The 25,619-nt window shown below is 60.1% G+C and carries 22 protein-coding genes and 1 tRNA gene; 17 read left to right on the plus strand and 6 right to left on the minus strand.

The window, feature by feature from the left end; translation table 11 throughout:
• Positions 1 to 63 precede the first annotated feature (63 nt).
• The 7 genes from fdnG (at position 64) to KZJ38_RS26550 (ending at position 9,367) form a co-directional block, all read left to right on the plus strand.
• Positions 64 to 3,135, plus strand: coding sequence for a formate dehydrogenase-N subunit alpha (gene fdnG / locus KZJ38_RS26520; protein WP_219802864.1), 3,072 nt, complete (start codon positions 64 to 66; stop codon positions 3,133 to 3,135).
• An 8-nt stretch (positions 3,136 to 3,143) separates the two neighbouring features.
• Positions 3,144 to 4,106: a formate dehydrogenase subunit beta gene (fdxH, locus tag KZJ38_RS26525; protein ID WP_219802866.1), complete on the plus strand. Its 963-nt coding sequence runs from the start codon at positions 3,144 to 3,146 to the stop codon at positions 4,104 to 4,106.
• Complete coding sequence (locus tag KZJ38_RS26530) at positions 4,103 to 4,729, plus strand: formate dehydrogenase subunit gamma (RefSeq protein WP_219802867.1); 627 nt, start codon at positions 4,103 to 4,105, stop codon at positions 4,727 to 4,729. The genes fdxH and KZJ38_RS26530 overlap by 4 nt, the downstream gene beginning before the upstream one ends.
• Before the next feature lie 167 nt (positions 4,730 to 4,896).
• Positions 4,897 to 5,841, plus strand: a complete 945-nt coding sequence (gene fdhE / locus KZJ38_RS26535; RefSeq protein WP_219802869.1) for a formate dehydrogenase accessory protein FdhE — start codon at positions 4,897 to 4,899, stop codon at positions 5,839 to 5,841.
• Between the two features lie 12 nt (positions 5,842 to 5,853).
• Positions 5,854 to 7,317, plus strand: a complete 1,464-nt coding sequence (gene selA / locus KZJ38_RS26540) for an L-seryl-tRNA(Sec) selenium transferase (RefSeq protein ID WP_219802871.1) — start codon at positions 5,854 to 5,856, stop codon at positions 7,315 to 7,317.
• A complete protein-coding gene (selB, locus tag KZJ38_RS26545) occupies positions 7,314 to 9,242 on the plus strand; it encodes a selenocysteine-specific translation elongation factor (RefSeq protein ID WP_219802873.1) in 1,929 nt (642 codons plus the stop codon). Before selA ends, selB begins: the two co-directional genes overlap by 4 nt.
• A gap of 32 nt (positions 9,243 to 9,274) precedes the next feature.
• A tRNA-Sec gene (locus tag KZJ38_RS26550) sits at positions 9,275 to 9,367 on the plus strand.
• Between the two features lie 38 nt (positions 9,368 to 9,405).
• On the opposite strand, the gene KZJ38_RS26555 is transcribed toward KZJ38_RS26550, so the two are convergent.
• Both KZJ38_RS26555 and KZJ38_RS26560 read right to left on the minus strand, forming a co-directional pair.
• Positions 9,406 to 10,185 (minus strand): glutamine amidotransferase, encoded by a 780-nt coding sequence (locus KZJ38_RS26555; RefSeq protein ID WP_219802874.1) that lies wholly within the window; start codon positions 10,183 to 10,185, stop codon positions 9,406 to 9,408.
• Positions 10,182 to 11,324: a phosphotriesterase family protein gene (locus KZJ38_RS26560; protein WP_219802876.1), complete on the minus strand. Its 1,143-nt coding sequence runs from the start codon at positions 11,322 to 11,324 to the stop codon at positions 10,182 to 10,184. Before KZJ38_RS26560 ends, KZJ38_RS26555 begins: the two co-directional genes overlap by 4 nt.
• A 327-nt stretch (positions 11,325 to 11,651) precedes the next feature.
• Here KZJ38_RS26560 and KZJ38_RS26565 point away from each other — a divergent pair, with 327 nt between their 5' ends.
• The 9 genes from KZJ38_RS26565 (at position 11,652) to KZJ38_RS26605 (ending at position 20,116) form a co-directional block, all read left to right on the plus strand.
• Entirely contained in the window at positions 11,652 to 12,686 is a 1,035-nt protein-coding gene (locus KZJ38_RS26565) for a LacI family DNA-binding transcriptional regulator (RefSeq protein ID WP_219802878.1), read from the plus strand.
• 50 nt (positions 12,687 to 12,736) lie between these two features.
• Positions 12,737 to 13,681 (plus strand): ABC transporter substrate-binding protein, encoded by a 945-nt coding sequence (locus tag KZJ38_RS26570; RefSeq protein ID WP_219802880.1) that lies wholly within the window; start codon positions 12,737 to 12,739, stop codon positions 13,679 to 13,681.
• 37 nt (positions 13,682 to 13,718) lie between these two features.
• Positions 13,719 to 14,498, plus strand: coding sequence for an ATP-binding cassette domain-containing protein (locus KZJ38_RS26575; RefSeq protein ID WP_219802881.1), 780 nt, complete (start codon positions 13,719 to 13,721; stop codon positions 14,496 to 14,498).
• A complete protein-coding gene (locus tag KZJ38_RS26580; RefSeq protein ID WP_219802883.1) occupies positions 14,495 to 15,493 on the plus strand; it encodes an ABC transporter permease in 999 nt (332 codons plus the stop codon). The genes KZJ38_RS26575 and KZJ38_RS26580 overlap by 4 nt, the downstream gene beginning before the upstream one ends.
• Before the next feature lie 13 nt (positions 15,494 to 15,506).
• Positions 15,507 to 16,166, plus strand: coding sequence for a TenA family protein (locus KZJ38_RS26585; protein WP_219802885.1), 660 nt, complete (start codon positions 15,507 to 15,509; stop codon positions 16,164 to 16,166).
• 27 nt (positions 16,167 to 16,193) lie between these two features.
• A complete protein-coding gene (locus KZJ38_RS26590; protein WP_219802887.1) occupies positions 16,194 to 17,045 on the plus strand; it encodes a BtpA/SgcQ family protein in 852 nt (283 codons plus the stop codon).
• Complete coding sequence (locus KZJ38_RS26595; protein ID WP_219802889.1) at positions 17,042 to 17,977, plus strand: ribokinase; 936 nt, start codon at positions 17,042 to 17,044, stop codon at positions 17,975 to 17,977. Before KZJ38_RS26590 ends, KZJ38_RS26595 begins: the two co-directional genes overlap by 4 nt.
• A 647-nt stretch (positions 17,978 to 18,624) precedes the next feature.
• Positions 18,625 to 19,683: a porin gene (locus KZJ38_RS26600; RefSeq protein WP_246642156.1), complete on the plus strand. Its 1,059-nt coding sequence runs from the start codon at positions 18,625 to 18,627 to the stop codon at positions 19,681 to 19,683.
• A gap of 160 nt (positions 19,684 to 19,843) precedes the next feature.
• Positions 19,844 to 20,116, plus strand: a complete 273-nt coding sequence (locus tag KZJ38_RS26605) for a DUF4148 domain-containing protein (protein ID WP_219802892.1) — start codon at positions 19,844 to 19,846, stop codon at positions 20,114 to 20,116.
• Positions 20,117 to 20,163: 47 nt separating this feature from the next.
• Here the strand turns inward: KZJ38_RS26605 and KZJ38_RS26610 are convergent, their stop codons facing one another.
• Positions 20,164 to 21,222 (minus strand): ABC transporter substrate-binding protein, encoded by a 1,059-nt coding sequence (locus tag KZJ38_RS26610; RefSeq protein WP_219802894.1) that lies wholly within the window; start codon positions 21,220 to 21,222, stop codon positions 20,164 to 20,166.
• 279 nt (positions 21,223 to 21,501) lie between these two features.
• On the opposite strand from KZJ38_RS26610, the gene KZJ38_RS26615 reads away from it, so the two are divergent.
• Positions 21,502 to 21,759 (plus strand): DUF4148 domain-containing protein, encoded by a 258-nt coding sequence (locus KZJ38_RS26615; RefSeq protein ID WP_219802896.1) that lies wholly within the window; start codon positions 21,502 to 21,504, stop codon positions 21,757 to 21,759.
• Between the two features lie 768 nt (positions 21,760 to 22,527).
• On the opposite strand, the gene KZJ38_RS26620 is transcribed toward KZJ38_RS26615, so the two are convergent.
• The 3 genes from KZJ38_RS26620 to KZJ38_RS26630 are packed head-to-tail and all read right to left on the minus strand — an operon-like array spanning position 22,528 to position 25,576.
• Complete coding sequence (locus KZJ38_RS26620) at positions 22,528 to 23,781, minus strand: MFS transporter (protein WP_219802898.1); 1,254 nt, start codon at positions 23,779 to 23,781, stop codon at positions 22,528 to 22,530.
• 1 nt (position 23,782) lies between these two features.
• Positions 23,783 to 24,364 (minus strand): hypothetical protein, encoded by a 582-nt coding sequence (locus tag KZJ38_RS26625; RefSeq protein ID WP_246642022.1) that lies wholly within the window; start codon positions 24,362 to 24,364, stop codon positions 23,783 to 23,785.
• 60 nt (positions 24,365 to 24,424) lie between these two features.
• Positions 24,425 to 25,576, minus strand: coding sequence for a porin (locus KZJ38_RS26630; protein WP_219802899.1), 1,152 nt, complete (start codon positions 25,574 to 25,576; stop codon positions 24,425 to 24,427).
• Between the last annotated feature and the right edge of the window lie 43 nt (positions 25,577 to 25,619).

Genomic DNA, 25,619 nt, shown 5'->3' on the forward strand with positions numbered 1-25,619 from the left:
AAACACGTCGAAATAAACGACTTATACTTTTTGGATACCCCACACCCGAACGCGAGGGCTTCCATGCTACAGATGTCCCGGCGTCAGTTCCTGAAGGTCAGTGCAACCACACTGGCGGGGTCGAGCCTGGCTTTGCTCGGCTATTCGCCCGACGTTGCGCTTGCCGAAGTGCGGCAGTACAAACTGTCTCGCACCACCGAAACCCGCAACACGTGCCCTTATTGCTCAGTCGGCTGCGGCATTCTGATGTACGGCCTCGGCGACGGCGCGAAGAACGCGACCGCGAGCATCATCCATATCGAAGGCGACCCCGATCACCCGGTCAATCGCGGCACGCTGTGCCCGAAGGGGGCGAGCCTGATCGATTTCATTCATAGCGAGAGCCGGCTTCTCGTGCCCGAATACCGGCCGCCCGGCGGCAAGGACTGGCAGCCGATTTCGTGGAACGATGCGCTCGACCGCATCGCGAAGCTGATGAAGGAGGATCGCGACGCGAACTTCATCGAGACCACGGCGGACGGAAAAAAGGTCAACCGCTGGTTGACCACCGGCATGCTCGCCGCGTCCGCGAGCAGCAACGAAGTCGGTTATCTGACGCATAAGGTGATCCGCGCGACGGGGATGCTCGCGTTCGACAACCAGGCACGTGTCTGACACGGCCCGACGGTGGCAGGTCTTGCCCCGACGTTTGGCCGCGGTGCGATGACGAACCATTGGGTCGACATCAAGAATGCGGACGTGATTCTGGTGATGGGCGGCGATTCGGCCGAGGCGCACCCGTGCGGTTTCAAATGGGTCACCGAGGCGAAGGCGCATCGGCACGCGAAGCTGATCGTCGTCGATCCGCGTTTCAACCGCACCGCTTCGGTCGCGGATTTTTACGCGCCGATTCGCACCGGCACCGACATCGCGTTTCTCGGCGGCATGATCAACTACCTGCTGACGAACGACAAGATCCAGCACGAATACGTGAAGAACTATACGGACTTCACGTTCCTCGTCCGCGAAGACTTCGCGTTCAACGACGGCATTTATTCCGGTTACGACGCGCAAAGCCACAAATACGCGGATAAGGCTTCGTGGGACTACGAGCTCGGCGACGACGGTTTCGTGAAAACCGACGAGACGCTGCAGAACCCTCGTTGCGTGTACAACCTGATGAAACAGCACTACTCGCGCTATACGCCCGAAATGGTCGAGAAGGTGTGCGGCACGCCAAAGGACAAGTTCCTCAAGGTCTGCGAAATGCTCGCGACTACCGCGGCGCCGAACCGTGCCGGCACGATTCTCTATGCGCTCGGCTGGACGCAGCACTCGATCGGCTCGCAGATGATCCGCTGCGGCGCGATGGTGCAATTGCTGCTCGGCAACATCGGTATCGCGGGCGGCGGGATGAACGCGTTGCGCGGTCACTCGAATATCCAGGGTTTGACCGATCTCGGCCTGATGTCGAACCTGCTGACCGGTTACATGACGTTGCCGAACGAGGGCGAGCAGGATTTCGAGGGGTATATCAAGAAGCGCGCGTCGCAACCGTTGCGGCCCAATCAGCTTAGCTACTGGAAAAACTATCGTGCGTTCTTCGTCAGCATGATGAAGTCGTGGTACGGCGATGCGGCGAGCGCGGACAACAACTGGGGCTACGACTATCTCCCGAAGCTCGACAAGCCGTACGACATGTTGCAAATCTACGAGCTGATGGCGCAAGGCAAGGTGAACGGCTATCTCGCGCAGGGCTTCAATCCGCTGGCGTCGGCGCCGAACAAGGCAAAGATGACCGCGGCGTTCTCGAAGCTCAAGTGGCTTGTGATCATGGATCCGCTCGCCACCGAAACGTCCGAGTTCTGGAAGAACTACGGCGAATACAACAATGTCGATTCGTCGCAAATCCAGACGGAAGTGTTCCGGCTGCCCACTACATGTTTTGCCGAGGAACGCGGGTCGCTCGTCAGTTCGTCGCGCGTGCTGCAATGGCACTGGCAAGGTGTGCAGCCGCCGGGCGAAGCGAGGAGCGACCTCGAGATCATGTCGGGCATTTTTGTGCGGATGCGGGCCGCGTATCAGAAGGATGGCGGCAAGTATCCCGATCCGCTGCTCAAACTCAGCTGGCCCTACGCGCACCCCGACAGCCCGACGCCGGAAGAGATGGCGATGGAGTTCAACGGCAAGGCGCTTGCGGACGTGACGGACCCGAAGGATCCGGCGAAAGTGCTTGCGAAAGCGGGAGACCAACTGCCCACTTACGCGCTGTTGCGCGACGACGGATCCACGGCAAGCGGCTGCTGGATTTTCTGCGGGTCCTGGACGCAAGCCGGCAACCAGATGGGCCGGCGCGACAATGCGGATCCGACCGGCATCGGCCAGACGCTCGGCTGGGCATGGGCGTGGCCCGCGAACCGGCGCGTGCTGTACAACCGCGCTTCATGCGACCTGAACGGCAAGCCATTCGATCCTTCGCGCAGACTTATTTCGTGGAACGGCAAGGCATGGACCGGCGTCGATATTCCCGACTTCAAGGTCGACGAAATTCCGGATGCCGGCATGGGCCCGTTCATCAACAATCCAGAGGGCGTCGCGCGTTTCTTCGCGCGCGATGCGATGAACGAAGGGCCGTTCCCCGAGCACTACGAACCGTTTGAAACGCCGCTCGGCTATAACCCGTTCCATCCGCAGAATCCGCTCGCGACAAATAACCCCGGTGCGCGGGTATTCCCCGACGATCGCGCGGCATTCGGCAAGGTCGATGCATTCCCCCATGTTGCGACGACCTATCGCATCACGGAGCATTTCCACTTCTGGACCAAGCACGCGCGCCTCAACGCGATCATTCAGCCGCAGCAATTCGTCGAGATCGGCGAAGACCTCGCCAAAGAAGTCGGCGTGGTGGCGGGCGATCGCGTGAGGGTATCGAGCAACCGCGGCTATATCGTCGCGGTGGCGGTGGTGACGAAGCGGATCAAGCCGTTGATGGTCGACGGCAAGAAGATTCAGACCGTTGGCATTCCGCTGCACTGGGGGTTCAAAGGCCTCACCAAACCCGGCTATCTGACAAACACGCTGACGCCATTCGTCGGCGACGCCAATACGCAGACACCGGAGTTCAAGTCGTTCCTCGTGAAAGTCGAGAAGGCATAGGGGGCGCCATGGCACTGCAATCACTCGATATCAGACGCCAGTCGGCTACCACGGTGCAGCCGGCCTCGGTACGCGAGCCGGCGACCGGCAGCGTCGCGAAGCTGATCGACGTCACCAAATGCATCGGCTGCAAGGCGTGCCAGACCGCGTGCATGGAGTGGAACGACCTGCGCGATGAAATCGGCGTCAATACGGGCGTTTATGACAATCCGCACGACCTCACCGAACATTCATGGACGGTAATGCGCTTTGCCGAATACGAGAACCCGAACGGCAACCTCGAATGGCTGATCCGCAAGGACGGCTGCATGCATTGCGAAGATCCGGGGTGCCTGAAAGCGTGCCCGTCGCCGGGTGCGATCGTGCAATACACGAATGGCATCGTCGATTTCCACGAGGAAAACTGCATCGGCTGCGGCTATTGCATCGCGGGGTGTCCGTTCAATATTCCGCGGCTTTCGAAGGCCGACCATCGCGTCTACAAGTGCACGTTGTGTTCGGACCGCGTCGCGGTCGGGCAGGAGCCGGCCTGCGTGAAGACGTGTCCAACTGGCGCAATCGTGTTCGGCACGAAGGTCGACATGATCGCGCATGCGGAAGAGCGCATCGTCGACCTGAAAGAGCGCGGCTTCGAGCATGCGGGTTTATACGACCCGGCCGGCGTGAGCGGCACCCATGTGATGTATGTGCTGCACCACGCGGACCAGCCGTCGCTGTATCACGGCTTGCCCGATAACCCGACGATCAGCCCGATGGTGCGCGTCTGGAAGGGCATCGCCAAACCGCTCGCGCTGGCGGGCATCGTGCTCACCGCGCTCGCGGGCTTCTTCCACTACACGCGTGTCGGTCCGAACGAAGTAACGGAAGACGACGAACTCGCGGCACGCGACGAAGCGCGCAGGATCCGCGAGCAGCGCGGTTCGCAAACCGTCGACAGGCCGGAAGGCAAAACCGAGGAGCCGACCAAATGAAAGAACACGATCCGCACCTGATCGTGCGCTATACGGCAAACGAGCGCACGAATCACTGGATTACCGCGATCACGTTCGTACTGCTCGCGCTATCCGGTCTCGCGATGTTTCATCCGGCGATGTTCTGGCTATCCGCGCTGTTCGGCGGCGGTCAGTGGACCCGCATTCTGCATCCGTTCGTCGGGCTCGTGATGTTCGTGTCGTTCCTGATTCTTGCCGTGCGTTTCTGGCGCCACAACTATCTCGACGACAACGACTGGCAATGGATGCGTCAAATTGACGATGTGCTCGCCAATCGCGAGGAAAAACTGCCCGAAATCGGGCGCTACAACGCCGGGCAGAAGCTGCTGTTCTTCGTGATGGTTGTGTGCCTGGTATTGCTGTTGTTGAGCGGCATCGTGATCTGGCGTGCGTACTTTTCGTTTTACTTCCCGATCGGGCTGGTCAGGGCGGCGGCGCTCGTGCACGCGGTCGCGGCGTTCGTGCTGATCGTCGGCATCATCGTGCATATCTATGCGGCGCTATGGGTCAAGGGCTCGGTCAGCGCGATGGTGCGCGGCACGGTCACGCTCGGTTGGGCAAGGAAACATCATCCGCGCTGGTTCCGCGAAAGCATCAAATAGCGTGCGCGCATGCACGCAGGTTGGCGATTTGCGCGGGTTGCGGGTTTTGCGTGCTTGCTGATCGGCGAAACCGACGCCAGAATCGGGAGTCACGCACATGCGCTGGCGTGTGCGATCAGCGATCACCCGCTCACCCGATCACTTTCCGCCTAACCGGAGCCACGCAATTGGTGCAGCGCATACTCGAGCCGGGGCAGATCGAGTCTCTCGATCCGTCGGCCATTCCTCGCATCCGTCTGCCCGAACGGGCTTCTTTCTTCTCCACTCGCGCGGCGCGCTTGCGCACGCTGGCCAACGGCAATCCGATCGGCGGCTATCTGCGGCTGATGGCGTCGCTTGCCGATGCGCAGCAGCAGGTGCTTGCGAAGTTCGAAGCGGCGATGCCGGATGCCGACGCCATTGCACAGGCACAGCAACATTCGATGCCGCTCGTGCCGGCGTTGATGTCCACGCTGATGACGCAGCGCGAGCCCGCATGGCGCGACGTGTTGCAGCGTGTGCTCGATCGCATCGAGGCTGCGGGGCCGGTGTCGCCGGCGCTCGGCAAGGTGCTCGACGGTCTGCGTCTGGCGGGCGCCGGGCAGCTCGATGCGCAAGCGGATGCAATCCTCGCGCAGCGTTTCAACGAAGTCGATCCGGCGACCGCGCCATTCATCATGGCGGCGCTACAGGTTATATGGACCGATCTCGCGAGCCGCTTCGATGTGCGCGATATTCCTTATCTCGACACGCCGGGCGGGTGCCCGGTCTGCGGCGCGCAACCGGTCGCGAGCGTCGTACGCATCGGCGGCCCGTACCAGGGTTATCGCTATCTGCAATGCGGACTGTGCGGCACGGAAGCGCATATGGTTCGCGTGAAGTGCTCGAATTGCGATTCGACGAAGGGCATTGCGTACCACGGCGTCGAAGGCGGCAGCGAGGCATTGAAGGCCGAATCGTGCGACGAATGCCATACATACCGGAAGATCGGCTACATGGAAAAGGACGTCGATATCGAGCCGCTTGCGGACGATCTTGCGAGCCTCACGCTCGATCTGTTGATGAATGAAGCGGGCTATCAGCGCAGCGCGCCGAATCCGCTGCTATGGCCTGAGGTAACGTCGGACCGTTAAGCGGAGGCACGCGTGAGCGATGCGGCGACAAGTGAGCAGCGTGCGCGACTGGCGCGGTTGCCGGCGGTCGAGCGTGTGATGTCGCGGCAAGCGGCGCAGGCGTTGAGCGACGCATATGGGCGCAGCCAGGTTGTCGATGCGGTGCGTGCCGCGCTCGATGTATTGCGCGGGGAGATGCTTGCGGGCGTGGAGGCATCGAATTGCGCGGACGCAAGCGAATCGGATGGTGCCGATGCGACTGTCGAAGCACGCATCATCGATCACGCGAGCCATTCTCTCGAAGCACGCGCGCGCAGCCGCATGCGTGCCGTGTTCAATCTGACCGGCACGGTCCTGCATACGAATCTTGGTCGCGCATTGCTGCCCGACGAAGCGGTGCGCGCGGTCGTCGATGCGCTCACGCGGCCCACCAACCTCGAATTCGATCTCGCCACCGGCGCGCGCGGCGATCGCGACGATCTGGTCGACGACCTGATCTGCGAATTGACGGGGGCTGAAGCGGCAACCGTCGTCAATAACAACGCGGCTGCGGTTTTATTGACCTTGTCGGCGTTGGCATCGAAGAAGGAAGTGATCGTCTCGCGCGGCGAACTCGTTGAAATAGGCGGCGCGTTCCGGATTCCCGACATCATGACGCGCGCCGGCGTCCGATTGCGCGAGGTCGGCACGACAAACCGCACCCATGCGAAGGATTACGAAGAGGCGATCAACCCACGCACTGCATTGCTGATGAAAGTGCATTGCAGCAACTATGCGATCAGCGGCTTTACGAAAAGCGTCGATATCGGCGAACTGGCGCAGATCGCCCATCGTCATGCATTGCCGGTTGCGTTCGATCTCGGCAGCGGCACGCTGGTGGATCTCGCGCAATGGGGCTTGCCTGCCGAGCCGACTGTGCGCGGCACGATTGACGCGGGTGCTGATCTTGTCACGTTCAGCGGCGACAAGCTGCTCGGCGGCCCACAGGCGGGCTTGATCGTTGGGCGCGAAGCGTTGATTCGCAAGATCAGGAAGCATCCGTTAAAGCGCGCACTGCGTGTCGGCAAACTCACGCTCGCGGCGCTCGAGCCCGTGCTGCGGTTGTATCGCGCGCCGGAATTGCTTGCGCAGAGGCTGACGACCTTGCGTCTTCTGACGCGGCCCGCTGCCGATATGCATGCGGCTGCGCTGCGCATGCAGCCTGCCTTTCAGCTCGCGCTCGGCGAGCGTTATGCGTTGACTGTCGAACCGATGTTCAGCCAGATCGGCAGCGGTGCATTGCCGGTCGACCAGTTGCCGAGCTATGGGCTCGCGGTACGCGTTGCCGGTGCGAAACGCGGTGGACGCGCGCTCGTGCAGTTGGAACAGGCGCTGCGCGACTTGCCGCGCCCCGTGCTTGGCCGCATCGCCGACGATACCTTGCAGCTCGATCTACGTTGCCTCGAAGCGGCGGATGAAGCGGCGTTTATCGCGCAATGCGCGGAGCTGCACCTATGATCGTCGGCACCGCGGGTCATATCGATCACGGTAAGACGACGCTTGTGCGCGCGTTGACGGGCGTCGATACCGATCGCCTGAAGGAAGAAAAGGCGCGTGGCATTTCGATCGAACTCGGGTATGCCTATACGCCGCTCGCAAACGGCGAAGTGCTCGGCGTGATCGACGTGCCGGGCCATGAAAAGCTCGTGCACACGATGGCCGCGGGCGCATGCGGCATCGACTTCGCGTTGCTGGTGATCGCCGCGGACGACGGCGTGATGCCGCAAACACGCGAGCATCTGGCGATTCTGGAATTGCTTGGGGTCACACGGGGCGCCGTTGCGTTGACGAAGGTCGATCGCGTCGATGCGGCGCGGCTTGCGCAGGTGCGCGAGGAGATCGGGGCGTGGCTTGCGTCGACGGTGTTTGCCGGTGTGCGAATTTTCTGCACCAATGCGACGGTGGACGGCGATGCGGGTGTTGGCGAGCTTAATGCCTATCTTCGCGAGGCTGCTGCCGACCTTGTCCTGCATAAGGGTCGCGACGATGCGCTATTTCGTCTGGCAATCGACCGTGTGTTTACGCTCGCGGGCCACGGAACGATTGTGACCGGAACGGTCTTCGCGGGTCGCGTGACGGCGGGCGAAACGCTGATGCTTGCACCGGCGCTTGAACCGGTTCGCGTGCGCAGCATCCACGCGCAAAATCACGCGGCGGAAGGCGGACATGCGGGACAACGTTGCGCGCTCAACCTTGCCGGTGTTGACAAGGATGCGATTGCGCGCGGCGACTGGATTATCGATGCGCGGCTAGCAAGGCCTTCGGAGCGGCTCGATGTCGAATTGACGCTGCTCGAAGATGCAGGCCTTACGTTAGAACACTGGGCGCCATTGCATGTTCATCTCGGCACGACGCATCAGGTTGCTCACGTCGCTTTGCTCGATGGCGATACGTTGGCGGCTGGAGACAAGGCGCGTGCGCAACTCGTGTTCGATACGCCGCTTTGCGCGCTGCCCGGCGATCGTTTTATTGTGCGCAACGCGCAAGCGACGCGCACGGTCGGCGGTGGACGTGTGCTCGATCCATTCGGACCGGCGCGCAAACGCAGGACCGCGGAACGGCGCGCGTGGCTCGATGCGTTACAGACCTGGCTCGACGATGGACGCATCGAGCCGCTACTCGACCATGCGCCACATGGGATGCAGCGCTCCACGCTTGTATGTTTGACAGGGGTGTCGCATCACGCGCTGCAGTTTCCGCATGACGTGATCGATATCGCGCTACATGGCAAAGCCGCTGATGACGGTTTCGTTTTGCTGCGGCGCCATTGGAATGGACTGCGCGAACACGTCATAGGCGCATTGCAGCAGTTTCACGCACGTTTTCCCGATGAGCAGGGGCCGGATTCCGCGCGTTTGCGCCGCATTGCTGCGCCTTTGCTCACCGACACGTTGTGGCGCGCCTTGATCGAAGCGCTTGTTTCCGAAGGCCTTGTGTCTAAGAGCGGGCCCTGGCTACACCTGCCTGAGCATTCAGTATCGCTCGATAAGCAGGAAGAAGCGCTTAAACAGATGCTGTTGCCTTTGATGGCGGAAGGCCGCTTCGATCCGCCTTGGGTGCGTGAGCTGGCAGCGACCGTGCATCGACATGAAGACGACGTGCGCGCGTTGCTGCGCAAGCTTGCGCGACAAGGCGACGTGTACCAGGTCGTGCGTGATCTTTTTTACCATCGCGACTCGATGCGCGAGCTTGCGCGCGTGGTCGCGCAACTGGCGGCGCAGCAGGGCGGTGCGCTTTCAGCCGCGGCGTTTCGTGATGAGACGGGGCTTGGGCGTAAGCGGGCGATTCAGGTGCTGGAGTTTTTCGATCGTGTTGGATATACCCGCTTTCAGCGAGATGTTCATTTGTTGCGCGTGGATAGCAGGTTGAGTGAGATGTTGTAGCTGCAATTCGTCGTTGAGGGAAAGTGGTTAAGGGAAGGCATTCGCATCTGGTGGTGCGGCTGGACTTCAAATCCAGTAGGGGGTGTCAGACACTCTCTGGTAGGTTCGACTCCTGCTGCCTTCCGCCGGTTTTAAAGCGGTGGAACTCCACAACACGTATTAACTATCCTCCGAACCGCGCACGGCCTTGCGATTGGTGCGTCAGCCAGTCAAAGCAGTTACGCCACAGTCGCGCGTAACCGTTCCAGGACGAGAACTCGGGAGGTAGCCAATGGACGGACATGTCGCTGGTCCAGGCCAGCGTACGGCCAGAACCGAACTCGCCGGCAGCGAGCAACGGATGTCCTGTGCCGGGCACCCGCGCGATGAGCGTTGCGTCGGATTTGAGCTCCACTTCGTTGTAGCCGAGCAGATGCGGCCAGGGGGCGTCGATGCCCTGAAGCACCGGGTGGTCCGTTACGGTCTCGGGCGTGAATCCCTCCGGTACTTCAACGCGGTCGTCATAGGGTAGACAGCGCACGGGCAAGACTTCTTCGACCGGTGTGTGTCGAAAGCGCGCACTGCCGTTGATGCCCTGAAAGCTCAGATAGCCGCCGATCATCATGAGCCCACCGCCCGCGGCGACGTAGTCGCGCAGCAGCTTCAACCGGTTCGGCGTGCGCTGGCTTTTGATCCATGTGTCCGGGTGCAGCAGCAGCGTGTTCGCGCCGATATCGGACAGGATCACCGCATCCCATGCGCGAAGCGCTTCCGGTGTCTGCGGGAAGTGCGTCTGCGCATCGTGACTGGGCATATGCGTCACCGCATAATCGCCATGTTCGAACAGCGCGAGAAACTGCTCTGCACCGCTGTGGTGAGTGATCGACGCAAACTGATCGAAACCTTTCGCATGCGTGGCCGTCGAGGTCCACGATTCTCCGGCCAGCAATATCTTCTTTTTCATTCGATATCCTTTTCAATCCTTGACTGAGCGACGCCTTCGCTGTCCGCGCAGGCGCGGCGTGAAAATACGCGGGCAGGGTTTGCGACGAGCATCGTATCGATCTGCTCATCGGTTACACCGTGCCGTCTGAGCCTCGGAACGAAGTGCTCGAGGATATAGCCGTAGCCGAACCCACCGTAGTGCGTCAGCATCATCTTGAGAAAAACATCCTGCGACATCAGCAGCCGGTCGAGGTAGCCGGCATCGATCAGTGCGCGAATCGCGCGCGCATTTTCTTCGTCTGATGGCGATTGCGCGTCTTCGTCCGCGTAGTAGTAGTCCATACCGATCATGTCGTATTCAAGCCATGCGCCGCGTTCCGCAAGCGCGTGCTGGTACCCGACGTCCGCATGGCTCGGATTCATATGGCACAAAACGGTGTGCCGCAATTGCGCGCCCTCTTCCTCGACGATGTCGAGCACGCGGTGACCGTGCCGGGCCCAGCCCGGCAGATGCACCGAAAGCGGCACGCCAGTTGCAGCGCTCGCGCGCGCGGCGGCACGCAGCGACTTCGTTTCTTCCGCGGTGAATGCAGCCGACACACCGATTTCGCCAATCAGCCCGGCGATGACCTCGGGTCTGCGCTCAAGCGCGCCGACGTCGAACATCAACTGTTCGGCCAGTTCGTCGATGGTCCGTTCACGGACATAGGCGGGGTGCGAGGGCTCGAGATAGAAGCCCGTCGACATCACGATGTGCAGGCCCGTGCGACGCGAAACCTCCTGCAGTGCGGCCGGGTCGCGGCCGATGCCGATGTTGGTCGGATCGACAACCGTTGTGCCGCCGCGCTCGCGAAACTTCATCAGTTCGTCAACGGCGAGATCCACGTCGACGAGCCGGCAATTGTCGCGATTCATGAGCGGGTTCATGCGCAGCGCGCCGAGTATGCCGATGTGCACCTTCTGTTCGCCGATGTGGCGTCCGGCGCAGCAGGACGGCGGTACCCATTTGTTCGATGCGTCGAGCAGGATGTGTTCGTGCATTAGCGTCACACCCATTTGGTCGACAGGCACGGGGCCACACACGGTCATCACATGGCCGCTGTCGACGCCGACCGGTAAAGCAGCGGTCGGGAGCAACGCGGGTTGGGGCTCGGTCATTTGTTTGCCTCGCGAAACGCATCGAAGTAAAGCGCTTTACTGCGCAAGGTATGTCGATGTCGGCGCCCATGTCAACCGGACAAAAAAAGCGACGGCTAACCAGGCGATCGCGTCGGTCGACATTTCGATGCCTGTTTTACGGGGTTTCTAGCGCTCAACCGATGACCGTCCTCGGGAAAACACCAGCACACCGTTTATTTTGAAGTGCTTGACACGCGAGATATGGCCACGTTCAATCAGCTCAAACGGAAGTAAAGCGCTTTACAAACCAGGGCAGGTCGCGACCGGAGAGGGCGCGATCCGAGTGCCAAATTCAATGAGGCATGTGTGACGCAACGCCGTTTCGTACCCGGTCTGAAGGATGTCGCCCGCACTGCGGGCGTCTCGATGACGACCGTTTCGCGGTACCTGAACGCGGATCTCGTGCTGCCCGCCGACACCGCGCAGCGCATCGATGCGGCGATCCGGCAACTCGGCTATGTCCCGAACCTGCATGCACGCAGTCTTGGACGCGGCCGCTCGGACACGGTCGGGCTCGTGATTCCCGACATCGCGAATCCGTTCTTTGCGATGCTCGCCGCGGCGGTCGAGCAGGCGGCAGAAGCGAAAGGCCTCGGCGTGTTGCTGAGCGCGACTTCGAACAGCGCGAACCGCGAGCTGCAATACGTGACGCGCATGCGGCGCAATCAGGTGAGCGGTCTGCTGTTCGTGAGCGCGCATCACCACACGAGCGAACTCGCGCAAGCGCTGAACGACACGCGCGGGCTCGTGCTGATCGACGAAGACATTCCAGGCGTGCAGTGCGCGAAAGTGCTGTGCGACAACTGTCGCGGCGGATGGCTTGCCGGCGAGCATCTGACGGAACAGGGCCACCGGCGCATCGCGTTCATCGGTGGGCCGTCGGAACTCGCGAGCACACGCGAGCGCTTCGCCGGATTGCGCGACGCGGCAGCGGCAGCCAGCGCGGAAATCGCGTTCGAACTGTATGGACCGTATTCGGCCGCGCAAGGCGAAGACGCCGCGCGTGCGCTGCTGAGCGTCGGCCGGCCACCGACGGCGGTATTCGTGTCGAGTGGCGAGATCGCATTCGGGCTGCTCGATGCACTGAACCGCGCCGGCGTGGCGGTGCCGGAGCGCCTGTCGCTCGTCGTGTTCGACGATGCGGGCCCGCTGCATCTGTTCAATCCGCCATTGACGGCGATCCGGCAGCCGATCGCCGAAATGGGCACGCGCGCCGTCGATCTCGTGCTGGCCGCCTCGCACGGTGACGCCGCACAGCCGGAAGTCCGTTTGCCGGTGGAACTCGTAAAACGCGCATCGGTGGCGCCGCCGTCGTCCATGTCGTCAGCTTCGTTTGCTTGAACCCATTTTAGTTGCTCGATCCGCTTGTCCAACCTTCCTTGGAGAAGTCCATGAACAAGACATTACGTATTGCGATCCTGTGTTGTGCTTTGCCGTTTGGCCTCGTTGCACGCGCACAGGCTGCCGAGCCTCCGACCTACGCGCTCATTCTGATTAACCAGCAGGCCGTGTTCTTCAACCAGATGCGCAGCGGCGCCGAAGAGGAAGCGAAGAAGCTCGGCGCGAAGCTCGTCGTCTTCAACGCGAACGATGCATCGTCGGCGCAGGTGAATGCGATCGACGACTACATCCAGCAGAAGGTGAACGGCATTGCAATCGATGCGATCGACGTGAATGCCGTACGCGGCGCTTTGCGCAACGCAAGCACGGCGGGCATTCCGGTGGTCGGCGTCGACGCGGTGCTGCCGCCGGGGCCGCAGAAGGCACAGGTTGGTGTCGACAACGTAGTCGGTGCGAAACAGATGGCCACGCATTTTCTCGACTACGTCCAGAAGAATCTGCATGGCAGCGCGCAGGTCGGCGTGGTCGGCGCCCTGAGTTCGGTGATCCAGAACACGCGCCAGAAGGGTTTTGTCGATGCGCTTGCGGCCAATCCCAAGGTGAAAATCGTCGGTGTCGTCGATGGACAGAATACGCAGGACGTCGCCTTGTCCGCGGCCGAAAACCTGTTGACCGCCAACCCCGATCTCGACGCGATCTATGCGACCGGCGAGCCGGCCATGCTCGGTGCGATCGCGGCGGTGCAGGCGCAGGGCCGCGCAGGGAAGGTCAAGGTGATCGGCTGGGATCTCGCGCCGGAGGTGATTCGAGGCATCGAACGGGGCGTGGTGCTCGGCGTCGTGCAGCAGGACCCGTCCGCCATGGGCCGCGCGGCGATCGATGTGCTCAGCAGCGCGCATCAGGGCAAACCGGTGCAGGCCGTCGTGGCGACGCCGCTCACGATTGTCACGAAGGCGAACGTGAATGCCTATCGCAGCCAGTTCGCGGCCAAGTAGTGAAAACCCAATGGCAACTACGGTGACTAACCCAACGATGAACCCGCTTACTCCGTCGCGGGAGTCCGCTGCCGCGCAGGCTTCGCGTGTGCCCGTGCTCGCGCTGAAGGGCATTCGCAAGAACTTCGGTTCGTTTCCGGCGCTGCGCGGCGTCGATCTCGATCTGTATGCGGGCGAATGTCTCGGTTTGATCGGCGATAACGCGGCCGGCAAGTCGACGCTGACCAAGGTGATGGCGGGCACCTATCTGCCCGATGACGGCGCGATCTATATGGAAGGCGAGGAGGTGCGTCTCACTGGTCCGGCCGATGCACGCGCCCGCCACATCGAAATGGTTTATCAGGACCTGAGTCTGTGCGACACGGTCGACGTGGCGGGCAACCTGTTTCTCGGCCGCGAGATCTGCAAGGGTGGCATGTTGCAGCGCAAGCGCATGCTGACTGAAGCGCGCGCGCTGCTCGAGCGGCTCAAGATTCGCATTCCGAATCTGAGTAATACGGTTGAACAACTGTCCGGCGGGCAGCGGCAATCGATTGCGATCGCCCGTGCCGCGTCATTTGCACCGCGTGTGCTGATCATGGACGAGCCGACCTCGGCGCTTGCGGTCGCCGAGGTAGACGCAGTGCTCGAACTGATCAACCGGGTGAAGGCACAGGGCGTGGCCGTCGTGCTCATTACGCATCGGCTGCAGGACCTGTTTCGTGTCTGCGACCGGATCGCAGTGATGTACGAGGGGACGAAGATCGCGGAGCGCCGTCTCGAAGAAACCACCCTTGAGGATCTGGTCCAGTTGATTGTCGGAGGGAGGCACGGATGAGCACCACATCGTATACCGAGCGCGAACTCGGGTCGCGCTCGCGCGACTACTTCGCCGCGCATGCACAGGTGTTGTCGATCGCTGCATTCTTTGTGGGTTGCTGTGTGTTCTTCTCGCTCGGCAGCGCGAATTTCCTTTCCGCGAGCAATGCGCTGAACATCCTGCGGCAGCTTGCGCCGATCCTGGTGGTCGGGATCGCAATGACGTTCGTCATCACAACGGGCGGCATCGATCTGTCGGTTGGCTCGATGGCAGCGCTGAGCAACGCGCTGGTGGCGATTCTGATCCAGCATGGCGTGCCATGGCCCGTCGCGGTGCTGGCCACGTTACTGCTCGGCGGGGCGATCGGCTGGCTGCAGGGCTGGATTTCAGCGAGCCAGGCGATTCCGTCGTTTATCGTGACGCTCGCGGCCATGACGACATTGCGCGGCATCGCGCTGTATTCGACCAAGGGCTTTTCGGTCGCTATCGATCCCGGCACGGGCTTCGATTTTATCGGCACGGGCACGCTGTTCGATATTCCGGTGCCGGCGTTGATTGCAGTCGTGGTATCGGCGGCCGGCTATGTCTATCTGAATCGCGCGCGTTACGGCAGACGCGTGATCGCAGTCGGCTCGAATGCGGAAGCGGCGCGGCGGGCCGGTATGCCAACGCTGCGGATCAAGGCCTCGGTGTTTCTGCTAACCGGACTCGCGTCCGCGGTCGCAGGCCTGATTCTCGCCTCGCGCCTCGGTTCGGGTTCCTCGAATGCGGCGGTTGGCTTCGAACTCGACGTGATCGCGGCCGTCGTGCTTGGCGGTACGTCGCTGATGGGCGGACGCGCGACGATCATCGGCACGGTTCTCGGTTCGCTGACCATTGCGGTGATCGGCAACGGACTGATCCTTATGCATATCTCACCGTTTTTCACGCAGATCATCACGGGCGCGATCATTCTCGGCGCGATCTGGCTGAACACACGCGTGTTCGGCAATTACAAGTCGGCAAAGAAATAGGACGTTCAACCAGATGACAACACCCCACTCGCAGGAAACGCATTCGGCACGCCTGCTCGCATCCGCGACGGATGTGTGGCAGGCGATGCAGGAACATCGTTTCGTGGTCGACATCGAGCGCGACAGGCTGCCGGCCGATGCATTCACTCGGTATCTGTCGTACGAAGGACGCTTCGTCGAAACGGCGATGGCGATCTTCGGCTACGCGCTGGTGAAGGCCGATACGATCGCGCACAAGCACTGGCTGATCGGCGTGCTGCATGCGCTATCGACCGAGCAGGTGCCGTACTTCGAGCGCACGATCGCCGCGCTCGATCTGCCGCCTTCGTACCACGATGTGCCGTTGCCGGCTGCTGTCAGCGCGTTCGATTCGGGCATGCTCGATATCGCGCGAAACGGCACTTACGAAGAGGTCATCGTATCGATGCTCGCGGCCGAATGGATGTACGGCACCTGGTGCACGCGCGCGAATCGGGCGCCCGCCAGCAACCCGTTTGTGCGCGAATGGGTCGCGCTGCATGCGGAGCCGACCTTCCTTGGCCAGGTGCAATGGCTTAGGGCGCAGGTCGATGGATGGTCCGCGCAACGTTTCGACTTCGAGCGCAGCAGCACGATCTTTCGCAAGGTGCTCGCGCTCGAGATCGATTTCCACAGCGCGGCTTATGGCGGTTGATGCGCTCGACGCTACAGGTGAGAAGCGATGAATACTCAAAGCAAACCGGTTTTCAGGACCAAGCCCAACGCCATCGAGACGTTGTTCGGCAAGCGTAAGGCGGTGCTCGGCATGATTCATTGTCTGCCGCTGCCGGGCGCGCCGCGCTATGAGGGGCAACCGATCGGCGAGATCGTCGAGTTTGCGGTGAACGAAGCGAAGGCTTACGCGCAGTTCGGACTGGATGGCCTCGTTGTCGAAAACCATGGCGACATTCCATTTTCGAAACCCGAGGATCTCGGCCCCGAGACTGCCGCATCGATGGCGGTCGTAGCCGATGCGGTGCGTCGCGCGGTCGGCCTGCCGGTCGGCATCAACGTGCTCGCGAATGGCGCGCTGCAGGCGCTCGCGGTGGCTAAAGCGGCCGGCGCGACCTTCGTACGCGTTAATCAGTGGGCCAATGCGTATGTCGCAAACGAGGGCTTTATCGAAGGGCCGGCGGCGCTCGCAACGCGGTATCGCGCCCGGTTGCGCGCGCAGGATATTCAGGTGTTCGCTGACGTGCATGTCAAACATGGCGCGCATGCGATCACGGCGGATCGGTCGCTCGCGGAACTTGCGCGCGATGTCGAATTCTTCGATGCCGATGCGGCGATTGTCACCGGTCAGCGCACCGGCGATTCCGCGACGATGGACGAGCTGCGCGCGATTGCGCAAGGCACGTCGTTGCCGGTGGTGATCGGCTCGGGTGTTAATCCGTCGAATGTCGGCGAGCTGTTCACCGTTGCCGATGCGGTGATCGTCGCGAGCTTTCTGAAGCGGGACGGCGTGTGGTGGAACCCGGTCGATCGCGACCGTGTCGCGACGTTCATGAAAGAAGCCGTAAAGGCGCGCGCATGAAGGTGGCAAACCGGCTGTTCGTGGTCGGCAATGCGGTGTCCGATCTGACCTTGAGGGTCGAGCGCGCGGCGCACGCGGGCGAATCGATTCTCGCCGACAGCATGCAGCGCGCGCCGGGCGGCAAGGGATTGAATCAGGCGGTGGCCGCGCATCGCGCGGGCGCCGCAGTCGTTTTTCACGCGAGCATTGGCGACGACGGCGACGGCGCGGATATCGCCGCGCGTCTCGACGAGGAGGGCATGCATGCACTACGCCTCGTGCGACACGCGCTGCCGACCGATCTCTCGGTACTCACGGTCACGCGCAACGGCGAAAACTCGATCATTACGACGGCAGGCTGCACGCGCGCGCTCGATGCGGCGGGGCTCATCGCGCAGATCGCCGATATCACGGCGGCAGACACGCTGCTGATGCAGGGCAATCTGTCGCTCGAGAGTACCCGTGATGTGATCGACCATGCCCGCGGTTCGGGCGCCGCGGTTATCGTCAACGCGGCGCCGTGGTGCTGGCCCGACGCATCGGCGCTTGCATCGTGCGACGGCGTGATCGCGAACGAGGGAGAGATTTGCGCCATCACCGGTGTCGATGATCCCGGGCTCGGCGCGTCGCGCCTGCTTGCGCAAGGCCCGCGCTGGGTGATCGTCACGCTCGGCGCGCGCGGAGTGCTGATCGCGCGCGGTAACGAGCGGGTTCGCATGCCGGCCGCGTCGGTCGTGACCGTCGATACGTCGGGCGCGGGTGATGTGTTCTGCGGTGTGCTGGCTGCGCTCTATACATCACGACGCGAAGCTGTGCCGTTCTTGCGTGCGATTGAATACGCGCAACTTGCCGCGGCGATCGCTGTCGGGCGGCATGGAACGTTTTCGGCGATTCCGTCGGCTGGGGAGATGCGGCGTGTAATGGATTCGACGCGCGAGAGCACTGCGCGATAACCGGCTAAAGCTGAGGGTGCTTGTACGGCGTGGGCGCACTCTCACCGGACAATCCACCGGATCACGGCTGGAGCACATCCATCAACTCTGCAAGCGCCGTTTCAATGGCAATGTCGATAGGAGTGCGCGGGCCACTTCGGTCCTTGTCGGGCCAACCAGCAACTCACACGTCATGTCTGCATCGGGACGCTAATGCCGATGTTCGAGCGCGCTCGAGTTCTCACAGATACGCTCGCATGCGCTTCGCGTGCTTCAAGCCCTGACCCACGCGGTGCCTTGACAATGACTGGACCTTCCATGCATCATTTCTTCAGTTCCTATATATAGTTTATAGTTCTTATATACGGAACGATAGCGTATCTTTGAGCTTCCAGGCAGGTTCAGCACACTCGGTGTCGAACCAGCGGCGGCGCGTACCCGCGCGCCCGGCTGGTTGTGCAGGGCTGCCCGTCGGTATGAGGCTTTACAAAAAAGGTATGAGGCTCGCGGTTCTCGCGCGCCGCGCTATTTCCACGGAGACACGATGGGTCACTTTCTGACGTCCCTGCTCAACGACGCCGAGCGCAGCTGCCCGGTTTCTGCAGAGATTCTTCTCAAGGCGCCTTTGTGCGATGAGTAAATGGATCTTCGCTTCATTCGTTGGTGCAATGCTTGCCGTCCTTAGCACTACTTGTGGCGCGCAAAACGTAGCGTTGTACGGTGAACTTGACGCAGGGCTCGCTTACGTCAGCAACGTGAACGGCAATCCGCAATACCGTGCAACGTCTGGATTGATCGACGGTAGCTACTGGGGCTTGCAAGGGAACGAAGAACTTGGTGGTGGATCAAGAGCAGTGTTCCGTCTTGAGCGCGGCTTCTCAGCTACGTCAGGCGAAGACTTCAACGACCACCCGGCCTATGTAGGGCTTCAGTCGGATGCACTTGGGACGCTAACGGTCGGCCATCAGTACGACCTTATTCACGATGACTTCGCGCCGTACACGCTCACCGGTGGCACAGGGGGAACGGCATTCGCGCACCCATTCGATAACGACAATGCCAACAACACTTACCTCGCGCGCAACTCGATAAAGTATGCGAGTTCCTCGTTCGGTGGTTTCAGCTTCGGTGGCATGTACGCGTTCTCGAACGGCGCCGGGGCATTCGCGAACAACCGCGCGTACAGCATTGGCGCGAGCTATCAGGGCGGTGCACTCAGTGCGGGGGCGGCGTGGCTGCATGCGAATGGCCGCGGCAATACGGCGGACGGCGCCTACGATCCGGTTGTCCTGCCGGGTTTGAACACGGATGTGTTCGATGCCAACGTGCAGACGCAGAACACCTACGGCGTCGGAGCGAGTTTAACTATGGGTGATTTTGTCTTCGGCGCGGCCTGGTCTCGTTCGACCTATTCCGGTGTGGTCAACATTGAATCTGGTGATGCCAGTCCATCAGTTGGTTTCAGCAACTATGAAGTCAACGGTGTTTACCAGTTGACGCCCGCTGTGTCGCTCGCGGGTATGTACTCGTACACGAAGGGATCAGGTGCGCACTGGAACGAGGCCGCGTTGCAGGCGAGCTATGCGCTATCGAAGCGCACCGATGCGTATGTCGAAGCGATCTACCAACGGGCTTCGTCGGGTGCGCCAGCAGTTATCAACGCAAATGACCCTTCGTCAAGCTCCAGCCAGTTGATGATCGCAACGGGTATTCGACACCATTTCTAATTGACACCAACGTATCGTCTGCGCTGCAACGCCTCCATGTGCGTTCCGCATGCGAGAACGAAATTCTTTCATAAGTAACACTACTATGAGTGAAAACCCGTACAATGGCTTTCCAAGGGTTGGCTTGGCGCGGCACCCATGAATCACTACTGAATCTCACATGAAATCGCTCATCAATCTTGCCTTCGCGGTTGCTCTCATCGCTCCGGTGCTATCGCACGCTGCTTCACCGGTTACGCGCGCACAGGTGCGCGCGGAATTGATTGATCTTGAAGATGCGGGCTACAACCCCGTCGATGACAACCACTATCCGCAGAATCTGAAGCGCGCGGAGACTATCGTCGCGCGACAAAACGGTGCGAACACCGCGTACGGTTCGGACACCGCCGGAGCATCGCAATCCGGTGCAGTGGTGCGATCAAACGAAAAGTGAGAAAAGCTGCCCTAAAGAAAGCGCAGCTTTTTGCGGGAATGTGAACCCTAACCTAGAAACAGGTGATTAAAGAGGTCGTTCCATTTGTTGCGCTCGGCTGCCGACATCGTCGGATCCACAGGCGTCATCTTGCTATTCTGGAACGGTGACGGGATATTCCGATGCGTTGGAACGTAGTCCATGTTCGCCAGAATTTTCTGCGCGTCCGCTGAGAGCATGTAATCGTAGAGCAACATGCCCGCAGCGGGATGCGGCGCGTGCTTGAACAGCGCAATGCCATTCGCTCTCGCCACCGCAGGCTGCAACAGGAACCAGTCTATCGGCGCTTTTTTGCGCTTTGCCTGCATAGGCATGTAGTTGTATGTCTCGAGCGCAAGCGGCACTTCGCCTGAGCCAACCATATTGTTCAGCAATGAGTTGCCGTTGCGGACAGATATGCCATTGGTGGCAATCAATTCTTTGAAGAAGGCAATGCCTTTTTCGGTTCCCATCTGCTGACAAACCGTCGCAAACCAGTCAGAGCTCTTCGACTCGATGCCGAGTTTTCCTTTCCATTTCGGCAGCAGCAAATCACCAAATGAAGAGGGCAGGTCTTCCTTCTTGATGGCATTAGTATTGTAGGACTGGACCCATACGGACAGCAGCGTCGACGCCCACATACGATGTTCCGGTACCGATCCTGGTAGTAGATCCGCGAACATGGGTGATACGGCAGGCTGCAGCAGGTTCTCTTGTCGCAAGTTATCCAGGAACGAGGAGCCGACATGCACGGTGTCTGGCGTGTAACGACCGGCTCGTGCCTCTGAAACGGCACGTTGTACGACTTGCTCATCCCCTGCGCGCCAGGTATTGACCTTTACGCCGTATTTCTTCTCAAACGGATTCAACAACGGTTCGAGATCCGATTTGGCGATCGTAGTGTAAAAACTGACTTGCCCTTCTTTTTTTGCGGCTGTGAGAATTCGGGCTTCGCGATCCGATCCGGTGTAGTTCGCCAGTGCAAGGTTCGGCGAAATGACCTCGGCCGATCTGACATGGAACGGCACCCATGCCGCGCTCGATGCTAGTCCCAAACTCGCTTTCAATAGGGTACGTCGGCTAGTCATCCTGTCTCCATGCTTGAATGAGCTCTGAATACTGCAGCGTTTCTCGAAGCGCATTCTCCAGTTCGAAACGTTTATCCAGATTCGATACGGCTCAGCATCTCGGGATCAGTGGCTTTCTCGCAAATTGCACCTTACTCCCGCTCCGAATTCGGACGCGGTTAGCAATCACTCGATTTAGAATCCCACTATTTGTGTAAATTAGTGATTTCCCTATAGTGCCCCAATGATGGGTGTATACTGACTCCTTGAGTCAGACGTTTACACCCCAGAGGGGAGACCATGAAATCCCTAGTCAATATTGTTTGCGCGGCCGTCATTCTCGTCCCGCTGACGTCGCATGCGACCGAGTCCATCACGCGCGCTCAGGTAATCAAAGAACTTGAGCAGCTGGAAGCGGCGGGCTACAACCCCGGTGAGGCTGACGACAGCTACCCGGCAACGTTGGAACGAGCTCAGGCAGTCCTCCTCGAGCGGCAAGGAATCGAGGCAGCTTCATACGGGCCGGATATGCAAGGCGCAACGCAATCGGGTCACTAAAAAGACCGCGCTTGACGAGTCTGTTTAGACTGCCCGCCCGGGATCGGTCCCACTTAGCCGGGATCGCGTCCACGCGTCCCATGCGGTATCCCTGATCGCTAGTGCTGCCGAAACCGATCGTATAGAAATCGTTTCGGCTATTGCTAGCGCGATCCATTCCGACTTCCTGACCTCCGGATCTCTGATGTCGGCGCTTACGCGATTGCGCGTCGCGCTGGCTGCTGGTTGCCGACATGGCATCCGTAAGCCTGCCCGGAGACGGCATCAACGCGAATAAACAAACGCTTCTCTGTTTCTCTTCCATTGCGCCAGATTCGAAATTAGGTAAAAGCGATATTTGTGGGCGTTTGCTGCTACGAAGAACAATTGGGCACACGTCACAGGAAATATCGTCTTTCTTCGTGACTTTTGTCCGTCATGCCATCGTTCCTTTATATGGACCGATGGACCAATTCTAAAGCGCAAATAGACTCTACTTGCCGCCAGTATTGATGTCAATCGAGATTCATTGCTTTCCGGGTTAACCCCGTTTGCAAGCAACTCGAACGGGCGAAGTTGAATGAAAAATCGGTGCATTTCGAATCGACTTTCTACACTCTGCGTAAGAACAATTTTTAGAAAGGTAATACAGCAAAGTTCGGATGCCGAATAATATTCGACCCCTTAAATTTTGCCGCGCGTTAAACGCGCCTCCGGACTAGTCACAGCTGCTGACGAGCCAAAAAGGGTTGCCGAAGGCGTCCGGGAAACCAGACGGGGAGCCTGGAATCAGGCTGTCGCGCTCGCATCGAGTGCAGCTCGCTTAGGGTCACGCTGTTCCGGATACACGTAGGGCCCGAGACGTATGATCGAGACTGCGGCAATCGAAATGAAGCCGGAGAACGTCCAGAGGGCGATCTTGTACGAGTGTGTGAGGTCGAACGATAGTCCGGAGGCAAAGATCATGATGCCGGCACCCCATCCCCACGCCATCCACATCGCCCCGCTTACCCGGCCAAACAGGCGCAAATCGAAATAGCGGCTCACGATAAACGTAATGATGTCCGCTTCCGCGCCCATCGAAACGCCGATTAGTGCAGCAGCCATCATTGCTGCGGAGCCGGTCGCGCCCATTGCGAGAATGAGAACACCAACGAGGGTCAGCGAGAACGATAGCGCAGCACAATAGGGCGCATGAACCCGATCCATCAACCATCCTGCCAACAGACGGCCGACTGCGGATGTTAAACCGGCGATCGACAGCATCGTCGCGGCAGTCGCGACTGTTTCGCCGCGATCGGTCATCATCGGTACAAGCTGCGAAAGCAACGCGAGCAGCACACCGGACACGCAGAAGATCGAAAGGCCTAGCAGACGGAACGTGCGGTCCTTGAGGAATAACGTCCAGAGCGATGGAAGCTCGCCTCTTGCGACATGCGCCTTACGCACAAGCTCTTCGTCTACGCCTGGCGGCATTTTCACGAGGAAGTAAAGTGCGGGCACAGAAAACATGGCCATTAACGCAGCGACGCCGAAATAGCCAGCACGCCAACCGAAGTGCCTCAGCAGATAACCAGCATAGTGCGGCATGAACATCGCACCTATTGCTGTGCCGCCGACCATCAAACCGAGTGCGAGACCACGCTGGCGGTCGAAGCGGGTACAAATGACTTTCGCATACGGCAACGCGTTCGTGCTGGGTGCAAACAGACCGACCGCAACGAATGCTAGTGCAAAGATCCATGGAGACGCCGGCAACACGCCGACGAGCGCCGTGGACGCTGCAAACAGGATCAGAAACAGGAGCGTAGGGCGACGCACCCCCATTTTGTCGATAAGCGATCCGAGAAGGATTGTCCCCGGCCCCATGGAAAATTCGAAGACAGTCAAGCCAAGTGAAACCTGTGCACGGCTCCAGTGATTCTCGGCAGCGATCGCTTTGATAAACATGCCGAACATGAATGCCGACAACACGCCTGCACCGACTGAAACGCAGACCGCGCCGCCGAATACAGTCCACCATCTATTAATATCGCGTTTCACGCTATTCTCCTTGCTGCGCGCCGAGTGCGGAAAGCAGATCGCCCAGATAGCCGGCCATCGCTGGAAGAACCATCATCGTGCTGCAGGGGCGCAGCATATCGGCGGTGCTGTTCGATTTCTTCCCGGAAGGGCTGATCACGACGGACACGGTTACACCGTTCATGCGATACATCTTCGCTGCAACCGCAATCGCTTGAGCATCGTCACCTTCGCGTCCTGAGATCACGACGGTATCCGGCGAACCGAGCCATTCGTTTAGCGCATCGGGGATCAGGCCTGGCCTCTCATCCGGGTTTTGCAAAAGCACAGCGAAATCGCTCGCCCTCGAAAACTCCACATCGGCATATGTGTGGCAGTTCGCGACTTCTGGATCGTTATCTGTCAGCGCAATGACGCGAATGCGACGAGGAGAGGAATTCGGAGTCCGAATCCGATAACGCACTTCGGATGGGGTCGGGTAGTCAAGCATCGCTTGCTTCGAAGGGTCCGTTTCATCGAGACCCAACGTCCGCGTACTCACCTGCATCGTGTCTCGCCGGCGGTCAGTAGCCTTAAAGGTATTGGAGTGAAAAGTATCGTTCATCAGATTTCGTTCGAAAGGGGCGCGACGGGGCGCTCTTTATGCGAATGCCCGCGCCGCTGCCTAGAAGCGATGTCGCAGAATGAACTTCACTGCGATTTGGGTCGGTGTGGTCGAGGCGCCGAGTGATCCGATTGTTGCGACGGCCGCCTTGCCGGTCGAATCGATGCCGGAAGCGTGCTGCCAGATCCCGCTAAGCTGGATATCGGTGGCCTTCGAAAGGATGTAGTCCGGACCAAAATTGACCTGGTGATAGTGTGCCGCCCTGCCGGGTGCGCGTACGGTCGTATAGTCGTAGGCTGCCGCAACCAGCAACGTCGGCACGATGCGATAACGTACGTTGCCTTCATAGCTGTTGAACGTAGCCGAGCCGATATTAGGCGTCGTAGAGGTTCTCAGCATGTCGCTGAAGACCGTGCGCGTGTAGACAAAACTGACCTGGCCACCGGTGCCGAACCGGTAGCCAACACCTGCTGCGAAGATCGCCTGCGTGTTTGCGGACAGATAGCCGCTGAATGATGGGGATTTCCCCGGCGACTTGAAAGCCGGGTTAGTTGGTTCGACCGTACTATCGTAGACCGACACAGCAGGGTTGTTGATATTCTCGTATGCAACAGCACCGAGAACAGGACCCGATTCATAGGTCATCGCCAGTTGATACCGGCGACTCGTACCAAAGTTGCCCGGCGTCCCGCCCGGCGCAAATTCGCCATCGAACTTGAAACCCGCGAACGTAGGCGAGATATAGCGGATCGAATCGTCGAACCGGAAATTCGCGTTCAGATTATCGAAATCGCCCTGATGGCTTCCCACCCACGCCCAGATGCCCGTTGCTGCAAGGCGCTCGCCCACATCATCATGCATCGCATCGTATTGTCGTCCCAGCGTGAGTCGGCCATAGGGCGATTGCAGACCCATCCACGCCGAGCGGCCAAAAAGGCGACCGCCCTGAGAGAGCGTGCCGGCAGAACCGTCAAAACCGTTCTCCAGGTCGAAGATTGCCTTTATGCCGCCGCCGAGATCTTCGGCGCCACGCAGACCCCAACGACTGCCGTTGGTTTGACCTTTGATCAGCCCGACAACCGATCCGCCACTCTGATTGCTGATGTAGTTAATACCCTCATTGACGATGCCGTACAGCGTCACTGAGCTTTGAGCATGCGCGACGCTGGCGAGGGCCGGGAAAGCGATCAGCGGAAGTAATCTTATTCTCATATGTCTCCAATCATGACTTAAACGACAACCGGTCTATATCCAG

The organism is Paraburkholderia edwinii (assembly GCF_019428685.1).
In the GTDB taxonomy this organism is placed as follows: Bacteria; Pseudomonadota; Gammaproteobacteria; order Burkholderiales; family Burkholderiaceae; genus Paraburkholderia; species Paraburkholderia edwinii.